We start from the raw sequence: 19,133 nt of genomic DNA on the forward strand, positions 1-19,133 counted from the left end.
CGGTCAGGCCAGCAGCGGTGCCAGTGTCTCGCCGAGCAGCGAGACACGTCCCGGCACATGGCCGTTGGCGGGTGCGTTCACCGTGACACCGTCGATACCGGTCGCGAGCAGGTCGGCGTACCGGGCGGCCACCTCGTCGGGGTCGCCGACGATCGTCGATCCGCGACGCGACTCGGCCGCCGGTGTGCGCTCCAGGTATGCCTCCAGCTCGGCGGTCGCCTCGGCGGAGGTGGGCGCCACGCACGCCGACGTCTGCACGGTCACGGTGATCTCCGAGCGGTCGCGACCGAGTCGTTCGCAGTGTTCGGCGAGGGCGTCGAGTTTGCGGGGGATGTCGGCGGGCGTGCAGAGCAGGTTCGATTCGTCGGCGTACTGCGCGACCATCCGCAACGTCTTGCGTTCACCGCCGCCACCGATCATCACCGGGATCTTCGACAGCGGCGCAGGCACATTGAGGGCATCGGCGACCCGGTAGCGCTTGCCGTCGAGGCTGGGAGCCTCCCCGGCGAGCATGCCGAGGATGATCTGCAGCGCCTCCTCGAGACGCTCGAACCGGTCGGTGAACGTCCCGAACTCGTACCCGAGTGAATCGTGTTCCAGCTCATACCATCCCGCGCCGATGCCGAGCTGAGCCCGACCACCGGACACCACATCGAGTGCGGTGACCGTCTTCGCCAGCAGGGTCGGATTGCGATAGGTGTTGCCGGTGACCAGCGATGACAGACGGACCTTCGAGGTGTGCTGCGCGAGGGCCGCGAGCAGGGTGTAACACTCGATCATCGGATCGTCGGGTTCACCCAGCATCGGCAGTTGATAGAAATGGTCCATCACGAGAACGGTGTCGAATCCGGCGTTCTCGGCTTCTCGCGCCTGCGCCACCACGGTGGGGAACAGCTGGTCGGCGGGCACGCCGGGGTAGGTGAAGTTCGGGATCTGATATCCGAGTCGAGTCACCCGTTCAGACTAGTCCGGCGGACTCCGCCGTGGCGCCGTTCATTTCCGTTGCACGGCGTCGGGCGAACGCGCCGATCGTCTCGATGAGTTCGTCGAACACGGCGTCGACGTCGGCCGATGTCGCGATGCGGACGTTGGGGCCAGGTGAGGTCATCCAGCGTTCGTCAGCCACGGTCATGCCCCGGGTCAGGGTCCCGGCGAGCTCGACGTCGACATACGCCGCGCGCGTCTGCACCGTGTCGGGGACCAGCGCGACGAGCGCGGCGAACGGATCGTGGAGGTGGGCGATGTAGCCCTCGTCGTGGTCGTCGTGGAACTCGAAGTAGAACCGCAGGGCGTCGACGAGGTGCCGGACGATCTCGTTGTCGGCGACCGACCGGAGGCCGCGTTCGTCGGTCGGGTCCGGGCATTCGACGGGTGCGCTGCCGGCCGCGGCGGCGAGCCGGACCACATGATCGGGGGTCAGCACGACCGATTCGGTGAGGTCGAGTGCGCAGACGATGGGTTCGGGCGCACCCGCGGTGCCGAAGGCCGCGAACACCTCGGCGGCGGCCTCCGGATCGACGGCGACGTTCCACTCCGAGGTGGGTGTCGTGTTGCCGTGCGTGTGAAAGGCGCCGCCCATGATGACCAGTCGCCGCAGGCGTTGCGGCAGGCCCGGGTCCCGGCGGATCGCGGTCGCCAGGGACGTGAGCGGTCCGGTCACCAGGCCGACGAGTTCACCGTCGTGCGCCTGCGACGCCTCGATCCAGGCGTCGGCGGCATCGAGATGGCTCGGCGTCGTCGTGGGGGCAGGCAGCTCGGCGTGCCCGACACCCAGCGGTCCATGTGTGTCCTCGGTGGTCATCAGTGCCGCGACGAGGGGAGTGGCCGAACCGGTCGAGACCGGTACCTCGGGACGGCCGCACAGTTCCAGCCAGGAGAGGTTGTTGGACGTGACGACGTCGACGGGCACGTTGCCGGCCGTGGATGCGATGCCGACGAGATCGACGTCGGCGCGTGCGAGTAGGTAGATCAGGGCGAGCGAGTCGTCGATGCCGGTGTCGCAGTCGAAGAACAGGCGCTGGGTCACCACACAATTGTGCCGGGTCCGGCGCGAACGTCGCCGCACCACCCCGCCGGAGCCCTACGCTCGCCGCAGCCGGGACGAACCGACGTCGGCCCGATGAGCCCGGAGGAAACCGATGGCCTCGACACGACTCATGCTGGCCGCCCTCGGTGCCGCTGCGGTACTCCTCATGAGCGCATGCGGCGCGAACTCGTCGGATCCGGATGCCTCCGCGAGCAGTGATACGGCCGGGTCGAGCGGCACCCCGCCGGAACCCGTCGTCACACCGGTGGTCGGTTCGGTGATGTTCGCCCCCACGCCCTTCGCCGGTTCCGACGGCAACAACCATCTCGTCTACGAGATCTCGCTGACCAATTTCATGCGCGCACCGGTGACGATCACCGGGGTGGAGGTTCTCGACGCCACCGCGAACGGCGAACCGCTGCTCGCTCTCGACGAGAACGGGGTCCGCAGCCGGCTCAAGCCCACCGGCGCACCGTCGGTGCCGACGGCCCCCGGCACACCGGAGGGGTACGCGGCCGTGCTGGCGGCGGGTCAGAACGGCGTCCTCTTCCTGCACGTGATCTTCTCGGGGAACGCGCCGAAGGAACTGATCCACGAGATCGCGGTACGCGCTGACGAGGCGCCAGCGGGGATGCAGAGCGTCAACGAACGCATCGCGCCCGTCACGGTCAGCGACTCGACCGTCCCGGTCCTGGGACCGCCACTCGCCGGCGAGTACTACATCGCCGCCGATGCGTGCTGCGACGCCGTCCGGCACACCCGTGCGGTCCTCCCGCTGAACGGATCCCCGGTCCTCGCGCAGCGGTACGCGGTGGACTGGGAACAGGCGGCCGCGGACGGACGGATCTTCGTCGGCGACGCGAAGAACCCGGCGAGTTATCGGATCTTCGGCGACGACGTCCTCGCCGTCGGTGACGGCACCGTCGTCGCGAGCCGCAACGACCTGCCCGAGCAGACCCCGGGAGAGTATCCGGCCGGACTGCCGATCGACGACGCCGACGGCAACAATCTCGTGCTCGACATCGGCGATGGCTTCTACGTGAACTACGCGCACATGCAACCCGGGTCGGTGCGCTTCGCAGCGGGCGATCGCGTGCGGCGCGGCGACGTCCTCGGCAAGGTCGGCAACAGCGGGAACTCGGTGGCGCCGCACCTGCACGTGCACGTGATGAACGGACCGGAGTTCCTCGGGTCGGAAGGCGTCCCCAGTGTGACCGACAGATTCACGGTCACCGGGCGCGTGGCCGACACCGCGGCCTTCGACGCGTCGGAGGGGACCGGGGTACCGCTTCGGCTCACGCCTGGCGTGACCGAGAGCACACATGAGGATCAGATGATCCTCGATCAGAACATCGTCTCGTTCACCGCAGGCTGACAACGGTTTCCGACTCCGTCACACGCGGCCGTCCGCGATGACGCGGCCCGTCGCGACTGGACATCGAGGTCATCATCCGTACGGTCGGACCCATGTCGATTCAAGACTCTGCCTTCGAATGGACGGAAACGAATCGCGAATGGCTGATCGAGAATCCTGCTCGCATCGTCGCTTACGTGGTCGTCGCGTTGATCGTCCGTTTCGTGATCCATCGCTCCATCGACCGCGCCACCCGGCCGCGAACCGCCGGTGGCGAGCCGGGCCGGGGGACGGCCCTCATGCGTGGGCTCCGGTCGAAATCGCCCTCGCCCGAACGCAGCGCGCAGATCGCCGCCCGGCGGGCGCAGCGTGCGGCGACGATCGGCTCGGTCCTCAAGTCCACGGTGTCGATCGTCCTGCTCGTCTGGGTCGTGCTCAGCGTGCTCAGCGTCCTCGGCGTCAACATCGCACCGTTCATCGCCTCGGCCGGGATCGTCGGCCTCGCCATCGGTTTCGGCGCGCAGAATCTGGTGCGGGACTTCGTGACCGGCGTGTTCATGCTCCTCGAGGACCAGTACGGCGTGGGTGACATCGTCGATCTCGGCGAGGCGGTCGGCGAGGTCGAGTCGGTGGGTCTCCGGGTGACCACGCTGCGCGACATCGACGGCACCCTCTGGTACGTCCGCAACGGCGAGATCGCCCGGGTGGGCAACATGAGCCAGGAATTCGCGGTCGCGCGTGTCGACGTCCCGGTGGCACCGGGTGCCGACATCGACAAGGCGCAGCAGGTGGCGGACGAGGCGGCCCGCACCGCGGTCGAGGAGGACTCGACGGACATCCTCGGCCAGATCGAGATGCTCGGCGTGCAGGAGGTGTCGTCGGATCAGGTCGTCCTGCGGCTGACGGTGAAGACCAAGCCGAACGGCCAGTGGGCGGTGCAGCGGCGTCTGCGCCGTGCCATCCTGCGGGCCTTCGTGGAGAACTCGATCGACCTGCCGTACTCGCGGGCCTGGGCGGCGCTGGCGGATTCCGTCGCGCCGTGACGGGCTGCGCAGACGACTGCTGACACAACGAGAAGAACCCCGGCTCAGAGCCGGGGTTCTACTCATTGTTCTGGTGTCCGAGGGGGGACTTGAACCCCCACGTCCGTTAATAGGACACTAGCACCTCAAGCTAGCGCGTCTGCCATTCCGCCACTCGGACCTGCATGCCGCGGTGAGTGTTTCCGGCGGTGTCCCGCCGTCATCTCGCTGCAGCGGGATAACCCTAACCGAGGTTGCCCGCGTATCCCAAATCCCGTAGGAGTGAGGGGTGTCTTCACAGTCTGCGACCGACGAAGTCGTCGATCTGGTCAGCCAGCTGATCCGGTTCGACACCTCCAACACGGGTGAACCCGAGACCACCAAAGGCGAAGAGGATTGCGCCAAGTGGGTGGCCCAGCAACTCGAGGAGGTGGGCTACACCACCCAGTACGTCGAGTCGGGACGTCCCGGCCGCGGGAACGTCTTCGCGCGGCTGGCCGGACCGGCGGATTCCGACCGCGGCGCGCTGCTCGTGCATGCGCACCTCGACGTCGTCCCGGCCGAGCCGGCCGACTGGAGCGTGCATCCGTTCTCCGGCGCCATCAAGGACGGCTACATCTGGGGCCGCGGCGCCGTCGACATGAAGGACATGGCCGGGATGGCGCTCGCGCTCGCCCGGCAGTTCAAGCGCGACGGCACGGTGCCGCCCCGGGAGATCGTCTTCGCGTTCCTCGCCGACGAGGAGGCCGGTGGTGCCTGGGGTTCGCACTGGCTGGTGGAGAACCGTCCGGACCTGTTCGAGGGCATCACCGAGGCGGTCGGCGAGGTCGGTGGCTTCTCGCTCACCGTCGACCGGCCGGACGGAACCCAGAAGCGTCTCTATCTCGTGGAGACCGCGGAGAAGGGTCTGGCCTGGATGCGCCTGACCGCCGAGGCGCGGGCCGGGCACGGGTCGTTCCTGCACGACGAGAACGCGGTCACCGAGGTCGCCGACGCGGTCGCCCGGATCGGACGGCACACGTTTCCCCTGGTGATGACGGAATCGGTGAGCCAGTTCCTGGCCGAGGTCAGCGCGGAGACGGGTCTCGACCTGAGCCCGGAGGCCCCCGACCTGGAGACGTCGCTGTTCAAACTGGGCAATCTCGCGCGGATCATCGGTGCGACACTGCGCGACACCGCCAATCCCACGATGCTCAAGGCCGGCTACAAGGCCAACGTCATCCCGCAGAAGGCCGAGGCGGTCATCGACTGCCGCGTCCTGCCCGGACGCCAGGCCGCCTTCGAGAAGGAGATCGACGAACTCATCGGGCCCAACGTGCGCCGCGAGTGGATCACTCATCTCGATTCCTACGAGACCACGTTCGACGGTGACCTCGTCGAGGCGATGAACGCCGCCATCCTCGAGCACGATCCACAGGGAAAGACGGTGCCGTACATGCTCTCCGGCGGCACCGATGCCAAGGCGTTCGCGAAACTCGGGATCCGCTGCTTCGGCTTCGCGCCGCTGCAGCTGCCGCCCGAACTCGACTTCGCGGCACTGTTCCACGGCGTCGACGAGCGCGTTCCCGTCGACTCGGTTCTGTTCGGCACCAAGGTCTTCGAGCACTTTCTGCGGCACAGCTGATCGCATCCGAGACGCACCACTGAGACACACCACTACAGTGGGCGGCACGGCCTTCCTCCCGACCGGGACCACCGCGTCGGAGAATGCCCGGCACTCTTCCGACGCGCGAAACGTGAGAAAGGTGAACACATGTCGTCATTCGACCCGTACTCCCCGCTACCGAGCCTGCCCGGCTTCACCCTGACCTCGGAGAGCCTCACCGACGGGGCCGCGCTGGCCAACGGGCAGGTGAGCGGGATCATGGGCGCGGGTGGGGAGGACCTCTCGCCGCAGCTCAGCTGGTCCGGGTTCCCCGCCGAGACCAAGAGTTTCGCCGTCACCGTGTACGACCCCGACGCTCCGACCGCCGCCGGATTCTGGCACTGGGCGGTCGCCGACATCCCCGTCTCGGTCACGAGCCTGCCCGAAGGGGCGGGTGACGAGGAGGGGTCCGGACTGCCCGATGGTGCGGTCACGCTCACCAACGACGCCTCGCTGCGCCGCTACATCGGTGCGGCGCCGCCGCCCGGACACGGACCGCACCGGTACTTCGTCGTCGTCCACGCCGTGGACACCGAGTCCCTGGGCCTACCGGAGAACGCGACACCCGCGTACCTGGGCTTCAACCTGTTCTCCCACGCGATCGCGCGCGCGACCCTCATCGGCACCTACGAACAGCCGGGCGAGAACGTCTGATAACCCCTGCTCCCTCATCCGAAAGAACCGCATGACCCCCCTGATCCCTGAGGTGCGAGGAGCGATAGCGACGAGCCTCGAAGGGCCTGGTGAGGCACGTTGCGAGACCCTTCGGGCTCGCTTCGGTCGCACCTCAGGGAGCGGGGGCGCCTCTTTCGGATGAGGGAGCAGTGGGTGTGGTTCTCGCGAATCAGGGCTGGTTGCGAGCCGCGGACCCCACCGCGTCGGAGATCGAGGCGAAGCCACCGGCACGCACCCGCTGCGCGAGGCCGGCGTGCAACTCGGCGAGCCACACCGGGCCGCCGTAGATGAAGCCGGTGTAGACCTGCAGCAGGTCGGCGCCGGCGCAGATGCGTTCCCAGGCCTGGTCGACGGTCTCGATGCCACCGACGCTGACGAGCGCGATCCGTCCGCCGACCCGGTTGTAGAGGCGCCGCAGCACGGTCAGCGACCGCGCGGCGACCGGTGGCCCGGAGAGTCCACCCGCACCGATCTCCCGGACCTCGTCGGATGCGGTGCGCAAACCCTCGCGGCCGATCGTGGTGTTGGTGGCGACGATCCCGGCCAAGCCGAGCTCGACGGCCAGGTCCGCCACGGCGTCGACGTCGTCGTCGACGAGATCCGGCGCGATCTTGACCAGCACCGGTACATGCACCGCGGCGAGCACCGCGGCCAAGATGGGCCGAAGTGAATCCACGGCCTGCAGATCACGCAGCCCCGGGGTGTTGGGCGAGCTCACGTTCACGACGACGAAATCCGACAGCGGACCCAACAACTCGGCCGAGCGCCGGTAATCGTCGATCGCGTCATCGACCGGAACGACCTTGGTCTTGCCGATGTTGGCGCCGATGGGCACCGACACCGGGCCCCGTCGCACGCCGGTCAGATGCTGCGCGGCCACCTCCGCGCCCGGATTATTGAAACCCATGCGGTTGACGAGCGCGCGGTCGGCGGGAAGCCGGAACAGCCGCGGCGTCGGATTGCCGGGTTGCCCCTGACCGGTGATCGTGCCGATCTCGGCGAAACCGAACCCGATCTGACCCCAGGTGTTCACCGCGCCCGCGGTCTTGTCGAACCCGGCCGCCAGACCGATCGGGGCGGGGAAGTCGACACCGAAGACCCGCGTGCGCAGGACCGGATCGTGCCGGGCCAGCAATTTGGCGGTCAGGAACGCCAGGAGCGGAAACCGTCCGACGACCCGCAGGACCGCGAAGACTATGTGGTGGATCCGCTCCGGATCGACACGGAACATCGTCGAACGCAGCAGGGGATAGCACCACCGGTTGAGCACGACGAGCGCTCCGGTGGTGCCGCGGGACATCAGCATGCGCGTGCGCTCCGGGGATCGTGGCCGTTCTGGTCAGGGGACTGCTCATGGGTCGAGTCGGGGCCGCGCGATCCCCGCGGCGGTCGGCGCCGCTTCAGCAATACCTTGCGGGTGCCGTCGGAGTAGAGCCGCACCCGCGACAGTTCCCAACCGCCGAACTCGGCTTCGAGGGCCAACCGCATCGAGGCGGTCACGCGGGTCACGTCGGGCGGCAGACGGAGCAGTACGCACTCGACATCCTCGGTGGTGACCTCCCACCCGTCCGGATAACGAGAACCGTGCCGTGCCGAGGTACGCGTGGATCGCGTGGTCGAACGGTCAGAAGTCATTCGGCCCGCTCGCTTCGCTCCCGGCGCCGGGAGTCATGCGGCCCGCTCGCTTCGCTCCCGGCGCCGGGAGTCATGCGGCCCGCTCGCTTCGGGAGTCATCCGGCCCGCCCATCCGGGACGACCTGCAGCCCGCCGTCCCGTGCGGAGAGCACATAGACGGTGCCCGACGAGTCGACGGCGATCCGGTCGGGCTGCACGACCGACGCGAACCGCTGGATCTCGGTGGGTTCACCGTCTGCCAGGTCATATGCCACCACCTCGTTGTTGCCGGTCGTCGACACCCAGAGCCGGTCCCGGGTGTCGTCGTAGTCTACGGCGTACGGTCCGTCCGCCACCGGATAGCGAAACCGCATCACCAGCGGCGATCCGAAGAACCCGAGGATCTCGCCGTCGCGGGTGTTGGCGACCAGCACCCGTCCGAACTCGTCCACGGTGGAGTTGGTGGCCCCGTTGCCCGCTCGTAGCGCCGGCCCCAGGTCGCCGGACTCCGGGTCGACGGGGGTCACCGACGACTGTGCGCGGTCGAGGACGACGACCTGCCCGCCGAGCCCCTCGGCTGATTCCGGTGCCGCGGTCAGCGAGTCCACCCGCACGAACCGATCGAGATCGTGCTTCTGCGCGAAGTTGTTGTCGTACACGATAACTCGTCCGTCCGCAGTGCCGACGACGAGAAAGCCGGACGTGGTCCGCGCCACCGCGGTCGGTTGGTCGGATTCGAGGTCGCCGGTCTGGACCCGGCCCTCCGCATCGACGACGACGAGGACACCCGGGCCGGCGCCGACGTATGCGCCGTCGTCACCCGCGGCCAGGGCGGTGAGGCCGGGCACGGTGATGGTCTGCGGTGGCGAGGTCACCCTGCCGGTGTCGTACCGGAGGATCTGGTTGCCGTCGGCGGAGAGCACCGCGACGCTGCCACCCGACGTCGCGAGGGCGCGCGCTCCGGCAGGCGCCGGGACGACGGTGCCCGCGGGCGCCGTCGCCGAACTCGCCGGGGCCTCCGGCGCGGTCGCCGGCGTCACGGTCGGTACGTCGGGGGTGCTGTCGTCGGAGCCGCACGCGGTGATCATGCCCACACCGATCACCAGGGCCGCCGCTGCGGCGACCGGACCCCGCAGGCGCGACATGCCCGTGCGGGACTGGTGAGGGGTGCGGGATGGTCGCGGCGAGGACATGACCCCATCTTGCGTGACCGCGTCCGCGCGGCACTCAGGCGGGTCGAGGGCGCGTGCCGTGTCGGGTCGGGCGCCGCGGTCCCAAGTAGCATCGGGCGCCGTGACCGACACCATGACGTGGACCCAGTCGATCGTCCTCGGGGCGTTGCAGGGCCTCACCGAGTTCCTGCCGATCTCCTCCTCCGGGCATCTCCGGATCGCCTCCGAGCTGATGTTCGGCGAGGACGCCGGCGCCTCGTTCACCGCGGTCACCCAGCTCGGCACCGAGGCCGCCGTCCTCGTCTTCTTCGCCCGGGACATCGTCCGCATCATCACGGCCTGGTTCCGTGGTCTCCGGCATGCCGACGAGCGGAACCTCGACTACCGGATCGGTTGGTATGTGATCTTCGCGACCATCCCGATCGGCCTGATCGGCTACCTGTTCAAAGACGAGATCCGCACCACGGGGCGCAACCTGTGGCTCGTCGCGATCATGCTCATCGTGTTCGCGGGGGTGTTCTGGCTCGCCGAGCGGTACGGGCAGAAGCAGCGGAACCTCGAGCAGCTCACCCTCCGCGACGGTCTCGTCATGGGCGGTGCCCAGTGCCTCGCGCTGATCCCGGGGGTGTCCCGTTCCGGCGCGACGGCCAGTGCGGGCCTGTTCCTGGGGCTCGAACGGGAAGCCGCCTTCCGTTTCTCGTTCCTGCTGGCCATCCCGGCGGTCACCGCGTCCGGTCTGTTCAGCCTGCCGGACGCCTTCAACCCGAGCGGCGAGGGCATGGAGGCCAGTGGGTCCCAGTTGCTCGTCGCGACGCTGATCGCGTTCGTCGTCGGCTATGCCGCGATCGCGTGGTTGCTGAAGTTCGTCAGCGCGCACTCGATGAACTGGTTCGGTGCCTACCGCGTCGTGCTCGGCGTGACCCTGATCGTGTTGCTGTCGACGGGCGTGATCTCGGCGACCTGACGCCCCGCCCGCCGCGCCGGACTCCGCGCGCTGTGCGGCCCCGCGGGGCCGGTGCCTATGGTTGTGGGATGACCGTGATCCTTCTCCGGCACGGCCGTTCGACGGCGAACACCTCGGGGGTGCTCGCCGGTCGCAGCGCCGGCGTCCATCTCGACGACCGCGGGCGCGCCCAGGCCGATGATCTGGTTCGACGCCTCGGCGACCATCTCGGCTCCATCCGGGCGGTGGCACGTTCGCCGCTGGACCGATGTGCCGAGACGGTCGCGCCGCTGCTGGCCGCGCTGGGCGCGGACGGGCAGGCCCCGCCCGAGATCGTGGTCGACGACCTCGCGGAGGTCGACTACGGCGGGTGGACCGGGCGGTCGATCTCCGAACTGCTCAAGGAACCGCTGTGGAAGGTCGTGCAGCAACAACCGTCGGCCGCGGTGTTCCCGGACGGGGAGGGGCTGGCCGACGTCCAGGCGCGGGCGGTGCGCGCGATCCGTGAACTGGACCGGATTCACGGCGGGCCCGACGGTTCCGGGGTGTGGATCGCCTGCTCGCACGGCGACGTGATCAAGGCGATCATCGCCGACGCCATGGGCACCCACCTGGACGCCTTCCAACGCATCGTCGTCGAACCGGCGTCGATCAGCGTGATCAGGTACGCCTCGTCGCGGCCATACGTGCACACCGTGAACACGACCGAGACGCTGTCGATACCGAAGCCCCCGCCGCCGGCACAGGACGGGCAGCGCCCGGCCGACGACGCGGTCGTCGGCGGGGACACCGGGGCGGATGTCACGCCGTCGGCGAACGGCGCCGCGACGATCCCGGCGACATCGGGATAATGAACCAGACGACGAAGGAGGTGTGATGTCTCGAGCCATCCATGTGTTCCGCAGCCCGGACCGCTTCGTGGCGGGCACGATCGGGCAGCCCGGCGACCGTACGTTCTACCTCCAGGCGGTCCACGAGGCCCGCATCATCAGCGTGATGCTCGAGAAGCAGCAGGTCCAGATCCTGGCGGATCGGATCGGTGCGCTGCTCGACGAGATCCACCGCCGCTTCGGCACGCCGATCCCGCCGGAGACCGACCGGGTCGGCGACCTGAGCCCGCTGGTGATGCCCGTCGACGCCGAGTTCCGCGTCGGCACGATGGGTCTGGGGTGGGACGCGGAGTCCGAGGCCGTGGTGGTCGAGTTGCTCGCCATCACCGAGGGGGAGTTCGACGAGAGTGTCGTTCTCGACGACACCGACGAGGGTCCGGACGCCGTGCGCGTCTTCCTCACCACCGCCGCCGCCCGCGAGTTCGCCGCACGGTCGTCGAAGGTGATCTCGGCCGGCCGGCAGCCGTGCCCGCTGTGCAGCGAACCGCTCGATCCCGAGGGGCACCTGTGTATCCGGACCAACGGCTACAAGCGGGACGCGGAGTTGAGCAAGTCCCTCGACTTCATCGATCCCGAGGTTTTCAACAGCCTTGCCGCACAGAGTGATCCGGGCCTGACGGCCGACGAGGAGCCGTTCGACCAGGCGGGGGACGCACCTCAGCCCGGTGACCCGGACGAACCCGATGAGCCCGGTGACACCGGCCCCTCCGCACGTGACTGACGAGCCCGCGGTCGACCACGTCCTCCGCGAAGGCGAACTCACGATCCTCGGCCGGATCCCCTCGGCCAGCAACGCGACCCTCGTGTGCGACGCGGTGCTCGACGGCCGGACGTCGGTGCGCTGTGTCTACAAGCCGGTCCGCGGCGAGGTCCCGCTCTGGGACTTCCCCGACGGCACCCTCGCCGGGCGAGAGGTGGCGTCGTATCTGATTTCCGAAGCACTGGGCTGGGACACGATTCCCACGACGGTGCACCGCGACGGCCCGCTCGGGCCGGGGATGGTGCAGCGCTGGGTCGAGACACCCGACAACACCGACCATCCGATCCCGGAGACCGAGCCGCGGATCGACCTCGTCGACCTCTGCCCGGTCGGGGCCGTGCCCGCCGGGTACCTCGCCGTGCTCCAGGCCTACGACCCGTACGGCGACCCCGTCGTCTTGGTACACGCCGACGACCCGCGGCTGCAGCGGATGTCGGTGCTCGACGTCATCCTCAACAATGCCGACCGCAAGGGCGGACACGTGCTCGAGGGTCTGGACGGTGTCGTCTACGGGATCGACCACGGCATCTGCCTGCACGGCGAGGACAAACTGCGGACGGTGCTGTGGGGCTGGGCGGGGGAGCCGGTGCCCGGGCACCTCGTCGCCGACGTCGCCGAACTCGCCGAGCGGCTCGAGACCGACGGGTCGGCGCTGCGCGCGCAGCTCGCCGAGCACATCACCGCCGACGAGATCGAGTCGCTGGCGATCCGGGCGATCGTGGTCGCCGAGAGCGCGACCATGCCGCATCCGCCGGGTCATCGGCCGATACCGTGGCCGCCGTTCTGAGGGAGTCCGGCGCACTCGGCACGAGGGGACCGAACTGCTCGCCCCCGAACGCGATACACGGCCGGCGGGCAATACAGTGGACGCATGCAGTCGTGGCCCGATCTCGAACTCCCCGCCGTTCCGGGTAGTGGACCCGCCCTCCGTCTCTATGACACCGCCGATCGCGCGGTCCGACCCGTCGCACCCGGCGCCACCGCGACCATGTACGTCTGCGGTATCACCCCGTACGACGCCACCCATCTGGGGCACGCGGCCACCTACGTGACCTTCGACCAGGTCAATCGGGTGCTGCGCGATCAAGGCCACGAGGTCCATTACGTCCAGAACGTGACCGACGTCGACGACCCGCTGTTCGAGCGGGCGGACCGCGACGGCGTCGACTGGCGCGACCTCGGGGCCCGGGAGACGCAGCTGTTCCGCGACGACATGACCGCCCTGCGGGTCCTGCCGCCGCGCGACTACATCGGCGCGGTCGAGTCGGTCGACGAGGTCGTCGAGGTCGTCGACAAGCTGCTCGCCTCTGGTGCCGCCTACACCGTCGACGACGCCGAGTTCCCGGATGTGTACTTCCGTACCGACGCGACCGAACAGTTCGGCTACGAGTCGGGGTACGACCGCGAGACCATGGCGCGGTACTTCGCCGAACGCGGCGGCGACCCCGATCGTCCCGGCAAGCGCGACCCGCTCGATGCCCTGCTGTGGCGTGCCGTGCGGCCCGGCGAGCCGTCGTGGGACTCACCGTTCGGTCCGGGCCGGCCGGGCTGGCACATCGAGTGTTCGGCGATCGCGTTGAACCGCCTCGGCATCGAGTTCGACATCCAGGGCGGCGGCAACGATCTCATCTACCCGCACCACGAGTATTCGGCCGCCCACGGCGAGGCCCTCACCGGTTCACGGCGGTTCGCCCGGCACTACGTGCACACCGGGATGGTCGGCCTCGACGGCGAGAAGATGTCCAAGAGCCGCGGCAACCTGGTGTTCGTCTCGGTGCTGCGTCGCGACGGCGTGGACCCGGCGGCGATCCGCCTCGCCCTGCTCGCCGACCACTACCGAGGTGACCGGATGTGGACCGCGGAGGTCCTCGACACGGCCGTCGAACGCCTCGCCCGGTGGCGTGCGGCGCTCGGCGCGAGCACCGGTCCCGACGCCGAGCCGGTCATCGCCCGCATCCGCCAGCACCTCGCCGACGATCTCGACACCCCGAAAGCGCTTGCCGCAGTCGACGGTTGGTGCGCGGACGTGCGCACCGGCATCGGTTCGTCGACGACGGCGCCGGCCGCGCTCGCCGACGCGGTCGACGCCCTGCTGGGAATTCCGCTCGTCCCCGGCGCCTGAGCGGCGTCGTCCCACACCGAGATGTCGGCTCGCCGGCGTCTGGGTAGAGTGCTGACGTGGCGCGCGTGCAAGAGATCCGACCCGAGACCGACGCCGGGGTGTACACCGTCGTCACCCGGACGTCGACCTACCTGCTGGATTTCACCGAGATGACGCTTCTCCGGGCTCCCGGGGTCGGTGGCACCGACAACGAGGACTGGACGGTCAGCCGGCTCCGGCGTGACTCCGAGGACATCCCGCTGCTCGGCGTGAAGTCGTGCCGCCTGGGCGAATCCGCACAGTTCTGGGTGCGGGCCGCCGACGACCCGGACGTCCGCACGTGGCGGATCACCACCCCCGTGGTCTCGATCGAGAAGATCGGCTGACGCCCGGTCGCCCGGTTCAGGACCCGAACGGCCCCTGGCCGCGGCGCTTGAGGTAGCGCTCGAACTCGGCGGCGAGTGCGTCGCCGTCGATCTTCGCCATCACCTCGTCCGGATCGACCTCGGCGTCCCCGCGCTCCTCGAGCCCGCGCACGTAGTCCGCGATCTCCTCGTCGTCCTCGGTCATCTCGGTGACCGCGCGTTCCCATTCCTCCGCCTGTTCCGGGAGGGTGCCGAGCGGCACCTCGATGTCGAGGACCTCCTCGACCCGCGTCAGCAGTGCCACGGTCGCCTTCGGGTTCGGCGGCGTCGACACATAGTGGGGGACCGCCGCCCAGAACGACACGGCCGGCAGGCCCGCCTGGACGAAGAGGTCCTGCAGGACCCCGGTGATGCCGGTCGGGCCCTCGTAGCGGCTCTCGGCGAGGTTGTACCGGGCCGCGGACTCGCTGCTGTAGGCCGCGCCGGTGACCGGCACCGGCCGGGTGTGCGGGGTGTCGGCGAGCAGCGCGCCCAGCATCACCGTGGTCTCGACCCCGAGCTCCTGCGCGAGGTCGACGATCTCGGCGCAGAACGCCCGCCACCGCATGTTCGGTTCGATGCCGCGGACCAGCACGATGTCGCGGTCGGCGCCACGCGGGCTGCAGTACGAGATGGAGGTGGTCGGCCAGTCGATCCGGCGCGTGACACCGTCGATCTGATTCACAGTGGGGCGATTGACCTGGAAGTCGTAGTATTCATCGGAGTCGATGTCGGCGAGGGGTCGGGCGTCCCATTCGAGTGCCAGGTGCTCGACAGCGCTGCTGGCGGCGTCCCCGGCGTCGTTCCACCCCTCGAAGGCCGCGAGCAGAATGGGTCTGCGCAGCTGGGGAAGGTTCGACGTCTGCTCAGCGTTCACCGATCCAGCCTACGACCGAACACGCAGAGAGGGCGAACTACGCTGTCAACCATGTCCCCTGATTTCTCCGGAACCGATCCTCGCGATTTCGACACGACCTTCCTGTCGTCGATGTCGCGCCGGGTGCTGATCGGCGACGGGGCGATGGGCACCATGCTGCAGGCCGCGGATCTGACGCTCGACGACTTCCGTGGCCTCGAGGGTTGCAACGAGATCCTCAACGACACCAGGCCCGACGTCCTCGAGGGCATCCATCGTGCCTATTTCGAGGCCGGCGCCGATGCCGTCGAGACCAACACCTTCGGTTGCAACCTCTCGAATCTCGGCGATTACGACATCGCCGACCGCATCCGGGAGCTGTCGTACAAGGGCACGGCCATCGCGCGCGGCGTCGCCGACGAGATGGGTCCCTCGGCCGACGGCACCGCCCGGTTCGTCCTCGGATCGATCGGGCCGGGCACCAAGCTGCCCAGCCTCGGCCACACCACCTATGCGGCCATCCGCGACGCGTACCTCGAGTGCGTGATCGGCATGCTCGAGGGCGGCGCCGACGCGGTCCTGATCGAGACCTCCCAGGACCTGCTGCAGGTCAAATCGGCAGTGGTCGCCGCGCACCGCGCGATGGAGCGGGTGGGTCGCAGGATCCCGATCATCTCCCACGTCACGGTCGAGACGACCGGCACGATGCTCCTCGGGTCGGAGATCGGGGCCGCACTGACGGCGCTGGAACCCCTCGGGATCGACCTCATCGGCCTCAACTGCGCCACCGGTCCGGCGGAGATGAGCGAGCATCTGCGATACCTGTCCAAGCACGCCCGCATCCCGGTGTCGGTCATGCCGAACGCCGGTCTGCCGGTCCTGGGCGCCAACGGCGCCGAGTACCCGCTGACACCCGAGGAACTGGCGCAGGCCATGGCGCAGTTCGTCGGCGAGTTCGGACTGGAGTTCGTCGGCGGCTGCTGTGGGACGACGCCCGAACACATCCGGCAGGTCGCGGCGGCGGTCGCCGAGGTGACCCCGGCGACCCGCACCCCGGAGCACGAGTCGGAGACGTCGTCGCTGTACTCCGCGGTGCCCTTCGACCAGGACGCCAGCTTCCTGGTCATCGGTGAGCGCACGAACACCAACGGCTCCAAGGCTTTCCGCGAGGCGATGATCGCCGAGGACTACCAGAAGTGCCTCGACATCGCGAAGGACCAGACCCGCGACGGCGCGCACATGCTCGACCTCAACGTCGACTACGTCGGCCGCGACGGTGCCGCCGACATGACCGCCCTCGCCAGCCGGTTCGCGACCTCGTCGACGCTGCCGATCATGCTCGACTCCACCGAGCCGGAGGTCATCCGTGCCGGACTGGAGTCCCTGGGCGGGCGTTGCGCGGTGAACTCGGTGAACTACGAGGACGGCGACGGACCGGACTCCCGGTTCACCAAGATCATGCAGCTCGTCGTCGAACACGGCGCGGCGGTCGTCGCGCTGACCATCGACGAAGAGGGGCAGGCGCGCACCGCCGACTGGAAGGTCCGGGTGGCCGAGCGGCTGATCGCCGACATCACCGGCAACTGGGGCCTCGCCGAAGAGGACATCATCCTCGACACGCTGACCTTCCCGATCTCGACGGGTCAGGAGGAGGTCCGGCGGGACGGTATCGAGACCATCGAGGCCATCCGCCGCTTGCACGAGGCCCACCCCGACGTGCACTTCACACTGGGCATCTCGAACATCTCGTTCGGCCTCAATCCCGCTGCGCGACAGGTGCTCAACTCGGTCTTCCTGCACGAGTGCGTGCAGGCCGGCCTCGACACGGCCATCGTGCACGCGTCGAAGATCCTGCCGATGGCCCGGATCCCGGAGGAGCACCGCGAGGTCGCCCTCGATCTCGTCTACGACCGTCGTCGCGAGGGTTACGACCCGCTGCAGAAGCTGATGGAGCTCTTCGAAGGTGTCTCCGCGGCCTCGGCGCGGGAGTCGCGGGCCCAGGAACTGGCGAAGCTGCCGCTGTTCGAGCGGCTGGAGCGCCGGATCGTCGACGGCGAGCGCAACGGGCTCACCGACGATCTCGACGAGGCGATGACCCAGGTGCCGCCGCTGTCGATCATCAACGACACTCTGCTGTCGGGGATGAAGACCGTCGGCGAGCTCTTTGGTTCGGGTCAGATGCAGCTGCCGTTCGTGCTGCAGTCCGCCGAGGTGATGAAAACCGCGGTGGCGCATCTCGAGCCGCACATGGAGGCCACCGGCGAGGACGGCAAGGGTCGCATCGTGCTCGCCACCGTCAAGGGCGACGTGCACGACATCGGCAAGAACCTGGTCGACATCATCCTGTCCAACAACGGCTACGAGGTCGTCAACATCGGCATCAAGCAGCCGATCGCGACCATTCTCGACGTCGCGGCGGACAAGCGGGCCGACGTCATCGGCATGTCCGGGCTGCTGGTGAAGTCGACCGTGGTGATGAAGGAGAACCTCGAGGAGATCAACTCCCGCGGTCTCGCCGACGAGTACCCGGTGCTGCTGGGCGGCGCCGCGCTCACCCGCTCCTACGTCGAGAACGACCTCTCCGAGACCTACGAGGGCGACGTGCATTATGCGCGTGACGCTTTCGAGGGGCTGCGCCTGATGGACGACATCATGGCGACGAAGCGCGGCGGGGGGCCCGATCCGGACAGCGCCGAGGCGAAGGCGGCGGCGGAGAAGGCCGCCGAACGCAAGGCCCGGCACGACCGGTCGAAGCGCATCGCCGCGAAACGCAAGGCCGCCGAGGAGCCCGTGGAGGTGCCGGCCCGCTCGGATGTGGCCGCCGACAACGAGATCCCGACGCCGCCGTTCTGGGGGTCGCGGATCGTCAAGGGCGTCCCGATCGCGGATTACATGCAGCTCCTCGACGAGCGCGCGCTGTTCCTGGGCCAGTGGGGACTTCGCGGCGCCCGCGGTGGTGACGGACCGTCGTATGAGGAGCTCGTCGAGACCGAGGGCCGGCCGCGCCTGCGCCACTGGATCGATCGTCTCTCGACCGAGAACATCCTGCAGCACGCCGCGGTCGTCTACGGGTACTTTCCGGCGGTCAGCGACGGCGACACCGTCCACGTGCTCACCGAGCCGGAACCGGATGCGCCGGTGCGGTTCAGCTTCACGTTCCCGCGTCAACAGCGGTCGCGGTTCCTGTGCATCGCGGACTTCATCCGGTCGCGCGACGACGCGAAGGCCGCGGGCAAGGTCGACGTGCTGCCCTTCCAGCTCGTCACCATGGGTCAGCCGATCGCCGACTTCGCGAACACGCTGTTCGCCGAGGACGCCTACCGCGACTATCTCGAGGTGCACGGCATCGGCGTCCAGCTGACCGAGGCGCTCGCCGAGTACTGGCATCAGCGCGTGCGCAGCGAGCTGACATTCGGCGACCGCACGATGGACAGCGAGGACCCGGAGAACGCGCAGGGCTTCTTCGATCTCGAGTACCGCGGCGCGCGTTTCTCGTTCGGCTACGGGGCCTGCCCCGACCTCGAGGATCGGGCCAAGATGATCGAGCTGCTCGAGCCCGGTCGGATCGGTGTCGAGCTGTCGGAGGAGTTGCAGCTGCATCCCGAGCAGTCGACCGATGCGTTCGTGCTGCACCATCCGGAGGCGAAGTACTTCAACACCTGAGGTACGTC

Annotated in this window: 17 protein-coding genes and 1 tRNA gene; 11 read left to right on the forward strand and 7 right to left on the reverse strand. The window is 68.9% G+C overall.

The window, feature by feature from the left end; all coding sequences use genetic code 11:
- Positions 1-3: 3 nt before the first annotated feature.
- Complete coding sequence (locus MHN80_RS00495) at positions 4-954, reverse strand: LLM class F420-dependent oxidoreductase (protein ID WP_239398657.1); 951 nt, start codon at positions 952-954, stop codon at positions 4-6.
- Positions 955-958: 4 nt separating this feature from the next.
- Positions 959-2,026, reverse strand: coding sequence for a nucleoside hydrolase (locus MHN80_RS00500; RefSeq protein WP_239398659.1), 1,068 nt, complete (start codon positions 2,024-2,026; stop codon positions 959-961).
- A 112-nt stretch (positions 2,027-2,138) separates the two neighbouring features.
- Between MHN80_RS00500 and MHN80_RS00505 the strand changes: the two genes are divergently transcribed.
- Entirely contained in the window at positions 2,139-3,401 is a 1,263-nt protein-coding gene (locus MHN80_RS00505; RefSeq protein ID WP_239398661.1) for a M23 family metallopeptidase, read from the forward strand.
- Between the two features lie 92 nt (positions 3,402-3,493).
- Positions 3,494-4,423, forward strand: coding sequence for a mechanosensitive ion channel family protein (locus MHN80_RS00510; protein ID WP_064570804.1), 930 nt, complete (start codon positions 3,494-3,496; stop codon positions 4,421-4,423).
- Positions 4,424-4,494: 71 nt separating this feature from the next.
- On the opposite strand, the gene MHN80_RS00515 is transcribed toward MHN80_RS00510, so the two are convergent.
- Positions 4,495-4,583 (reverse strand) — tRNA-Leu (locus MHN80_RS00515).
- 108 nt (positions 4,584-4,691) lie between these two features.
- Here MHN80_RS00515 and MHN80_RS00520 point away from each other — a divergent pair.
- Together MHN80_RS00520 and MHN80_RS00525 are read left to right on the forward strand one after the other, a co-directional pair.
- Positions 4,692-6,026, forward strand: coding sequence for a M20/M25/M40 family metallo-hydrolase (locus MHN80_RS00520; RefSeq protein ID WP_239398663.1), 1,335 nt, complete (start codon positions 4,692-4,694; stop codon positions 6,024-6,026).
- A gap of 129 nt (positions 6,027-6,155) precedes the next feature.
- Positions 6,156-6,701, forward strand: a complete 546-nt coding sequence (locus MHN80_RS00525; protein WP_064570815.1) for a YbhB/YbcL family Raf kinase inhibitor-like protein — start codon at positions 6,156-6,158, stop codon at positions 6,699-6,701.
- A gap of 190 nt (positions 6,702-6,891) precedes the next feature.
- Here MHN80_RS00525 and MHN80_RS00530 read toward each other — a convergent pair whose 3' ends face one another.
- The 3 genes from MHN80_RS00530 to MHN80_RS00540 form a co-directional block, all read right to left on the reverse strand.
- Positions 6,892-8,028, reverse strand: coding sequence for a quinone-dependent dihydroorotate dehydrogenase (locus MHN80_RS00530; protein WP_239398665.1), 1,137 nt, complete (start codon positions 8,026-8,028; stop codon positions 6,892-6,894).
- On the reverse strand, positions 8,022-8,357 hold the full coding sequence (locus MHN80_RS00535) for a DUF5703 family protein (RefSeq protein ID WP_239398667.1): 336 nt from the start codon (positions 8,355-8,357) through the stop codon (positions 8,022-8,024). Before MHN80_RS00535 ends, MHN80_RS00530 begins: the two co-directional genes overlap by 7 nt.
- A 95-nt stretch (positions 8,358-8,452) precedes the next feature.
- A complete protein-coding gene (locus MHN80_RS00540) occupies positions 8,453-9,529 on the reverse strand; it encodes a YncE family protein (RefSeq protein WP_239398669.1) in 1,077 nt (358 codons plus the stop codon).
- A gap of 100 nt (positions 9,530-9,629) precedes the next feature.
- Between MHN80_RS00540 and MHN80_RS00545 the strand changes: the two genes are divergently transcribed.
- The 6 genes from MHN80_RS00545 to MHN80_RS00570 all read left to right on the forward strand — a co-directional run bounded on the left by MHN80_RS00545 (position 9,630) and on the right by MHN80_RS00570 (position 14,588).
- On the forward strand, positions 9,630-10,472 hold the full coding sequence (locus MHN80_RS00545) for an undecaprenyl-diphosphate phosphatase (protein WP_004019098.1): 843 nt from the start codon (positions 9,630-9,632) through the stop codon (positions 10,470-10,472).
- Between the two features lie 68 nt (positions 10,473-10,540).
- Positions 10,541-11,302, forward strand: coding sequence for an MSMEG_4193 family putative phosphomutase (locus MHN80_RS00550; protein ID WP_004019097.1), 762 nt, complete (start codon positions 10,541-10,543; stop codon positions 11,300-11,302).
- Between the two features lie 25 nt (positions 11,303-11,327).
- Positions 11,328-12,062, forward strand: a complete 735-nt coding sequence (locus MHN80_RS00555; protein ID WP_004019095.1) for a DUF3090 domain-containing protein — start codon at positions 11,328-11,330, stop codon at positions 12,060-12,062.
- Positions 12,025-12,888, forward strand: coding sequence for an SCO1664 family protein (locus tag MHN80_RS00560; RefSeq protein WP_239398671.1), 864 nt, complete (start codon positions 12,025-12,027; stop codon positions 12,886-12,888). Before MHN80_RS00555 ends, MHN80_RS00560 begins: the two co-directional genes overlap by 38 nt.
- A gap of 84 nt (positions 12,889-12,972) precedes the next feature.
- A complete protein-coding gene (gene mshC, locus MHN80_RS00565; protein ID WP_239398673.1) occupies positions 12,973-14,223 on the forward strand; it encodes a cysteine--1-D-myo-inosityl 2-amino-2-deoxy-alpha-D-glucopyranoside ligase in 1,251 nt (416 codons plus the stop codon).
- 56 nt (positions 14,224-14,279) lie between these two features.
- Positions 14,280-14,588 carry a hypothetical protein gene (locus tag MHN80_RS00570; protein WP_004019090.1) on the forward strand — a complete coding sequence of 103 codons (309 nt, stop codon included), beginning with the start codon at positions 14,280-14,282 and terminating at the stop codon, positions 14,586-14,588.
- Positions 14,589-14,604: 16 nt separating this feature from the next.
- Here MHN80_RS00570 and MHN80_RS00575 read toward each other — a convergent pair whose 3' ends face one another.
- A complete protein-coding gene (locus tag MHN80_RS00575; protein ID WP_004019089.1) occupies positions 14,605-15,483 on the reverse strand; it encodes a PAC2 family protein in 879 nt (292 codons plus the stop codon).
- A gap of 51 nt (positions 15,484-15,534) precedes the next feature.
- Here MHN80_RS00575 and metH point away from each other — a divergent pair, with 51 nt between their 5' ends.
- Positions 15,535-19,125, forward strand: a complete 3,591-nt coding sequence (gene metH, locus MHN80_RS00580) for a methionine synthase (RefSeq protein WP_239398675.1) — start codon at positions 15,535-15,537, stop codon at positions 19,123-19,125.
- Positions 19,126-19,133: the final 8 nt, after the last annotated feature.

This window comes from Gordonia sp. McavH-238-E (assembly GCF_022348225.1).
GTDB classification, from domain to species: domain Bacteria; phylum Actinomycetota; class Actinomycetes; order Mycobacteriales; family Mycobacteriaceae; genus Gordonia; species Gordonia terrae.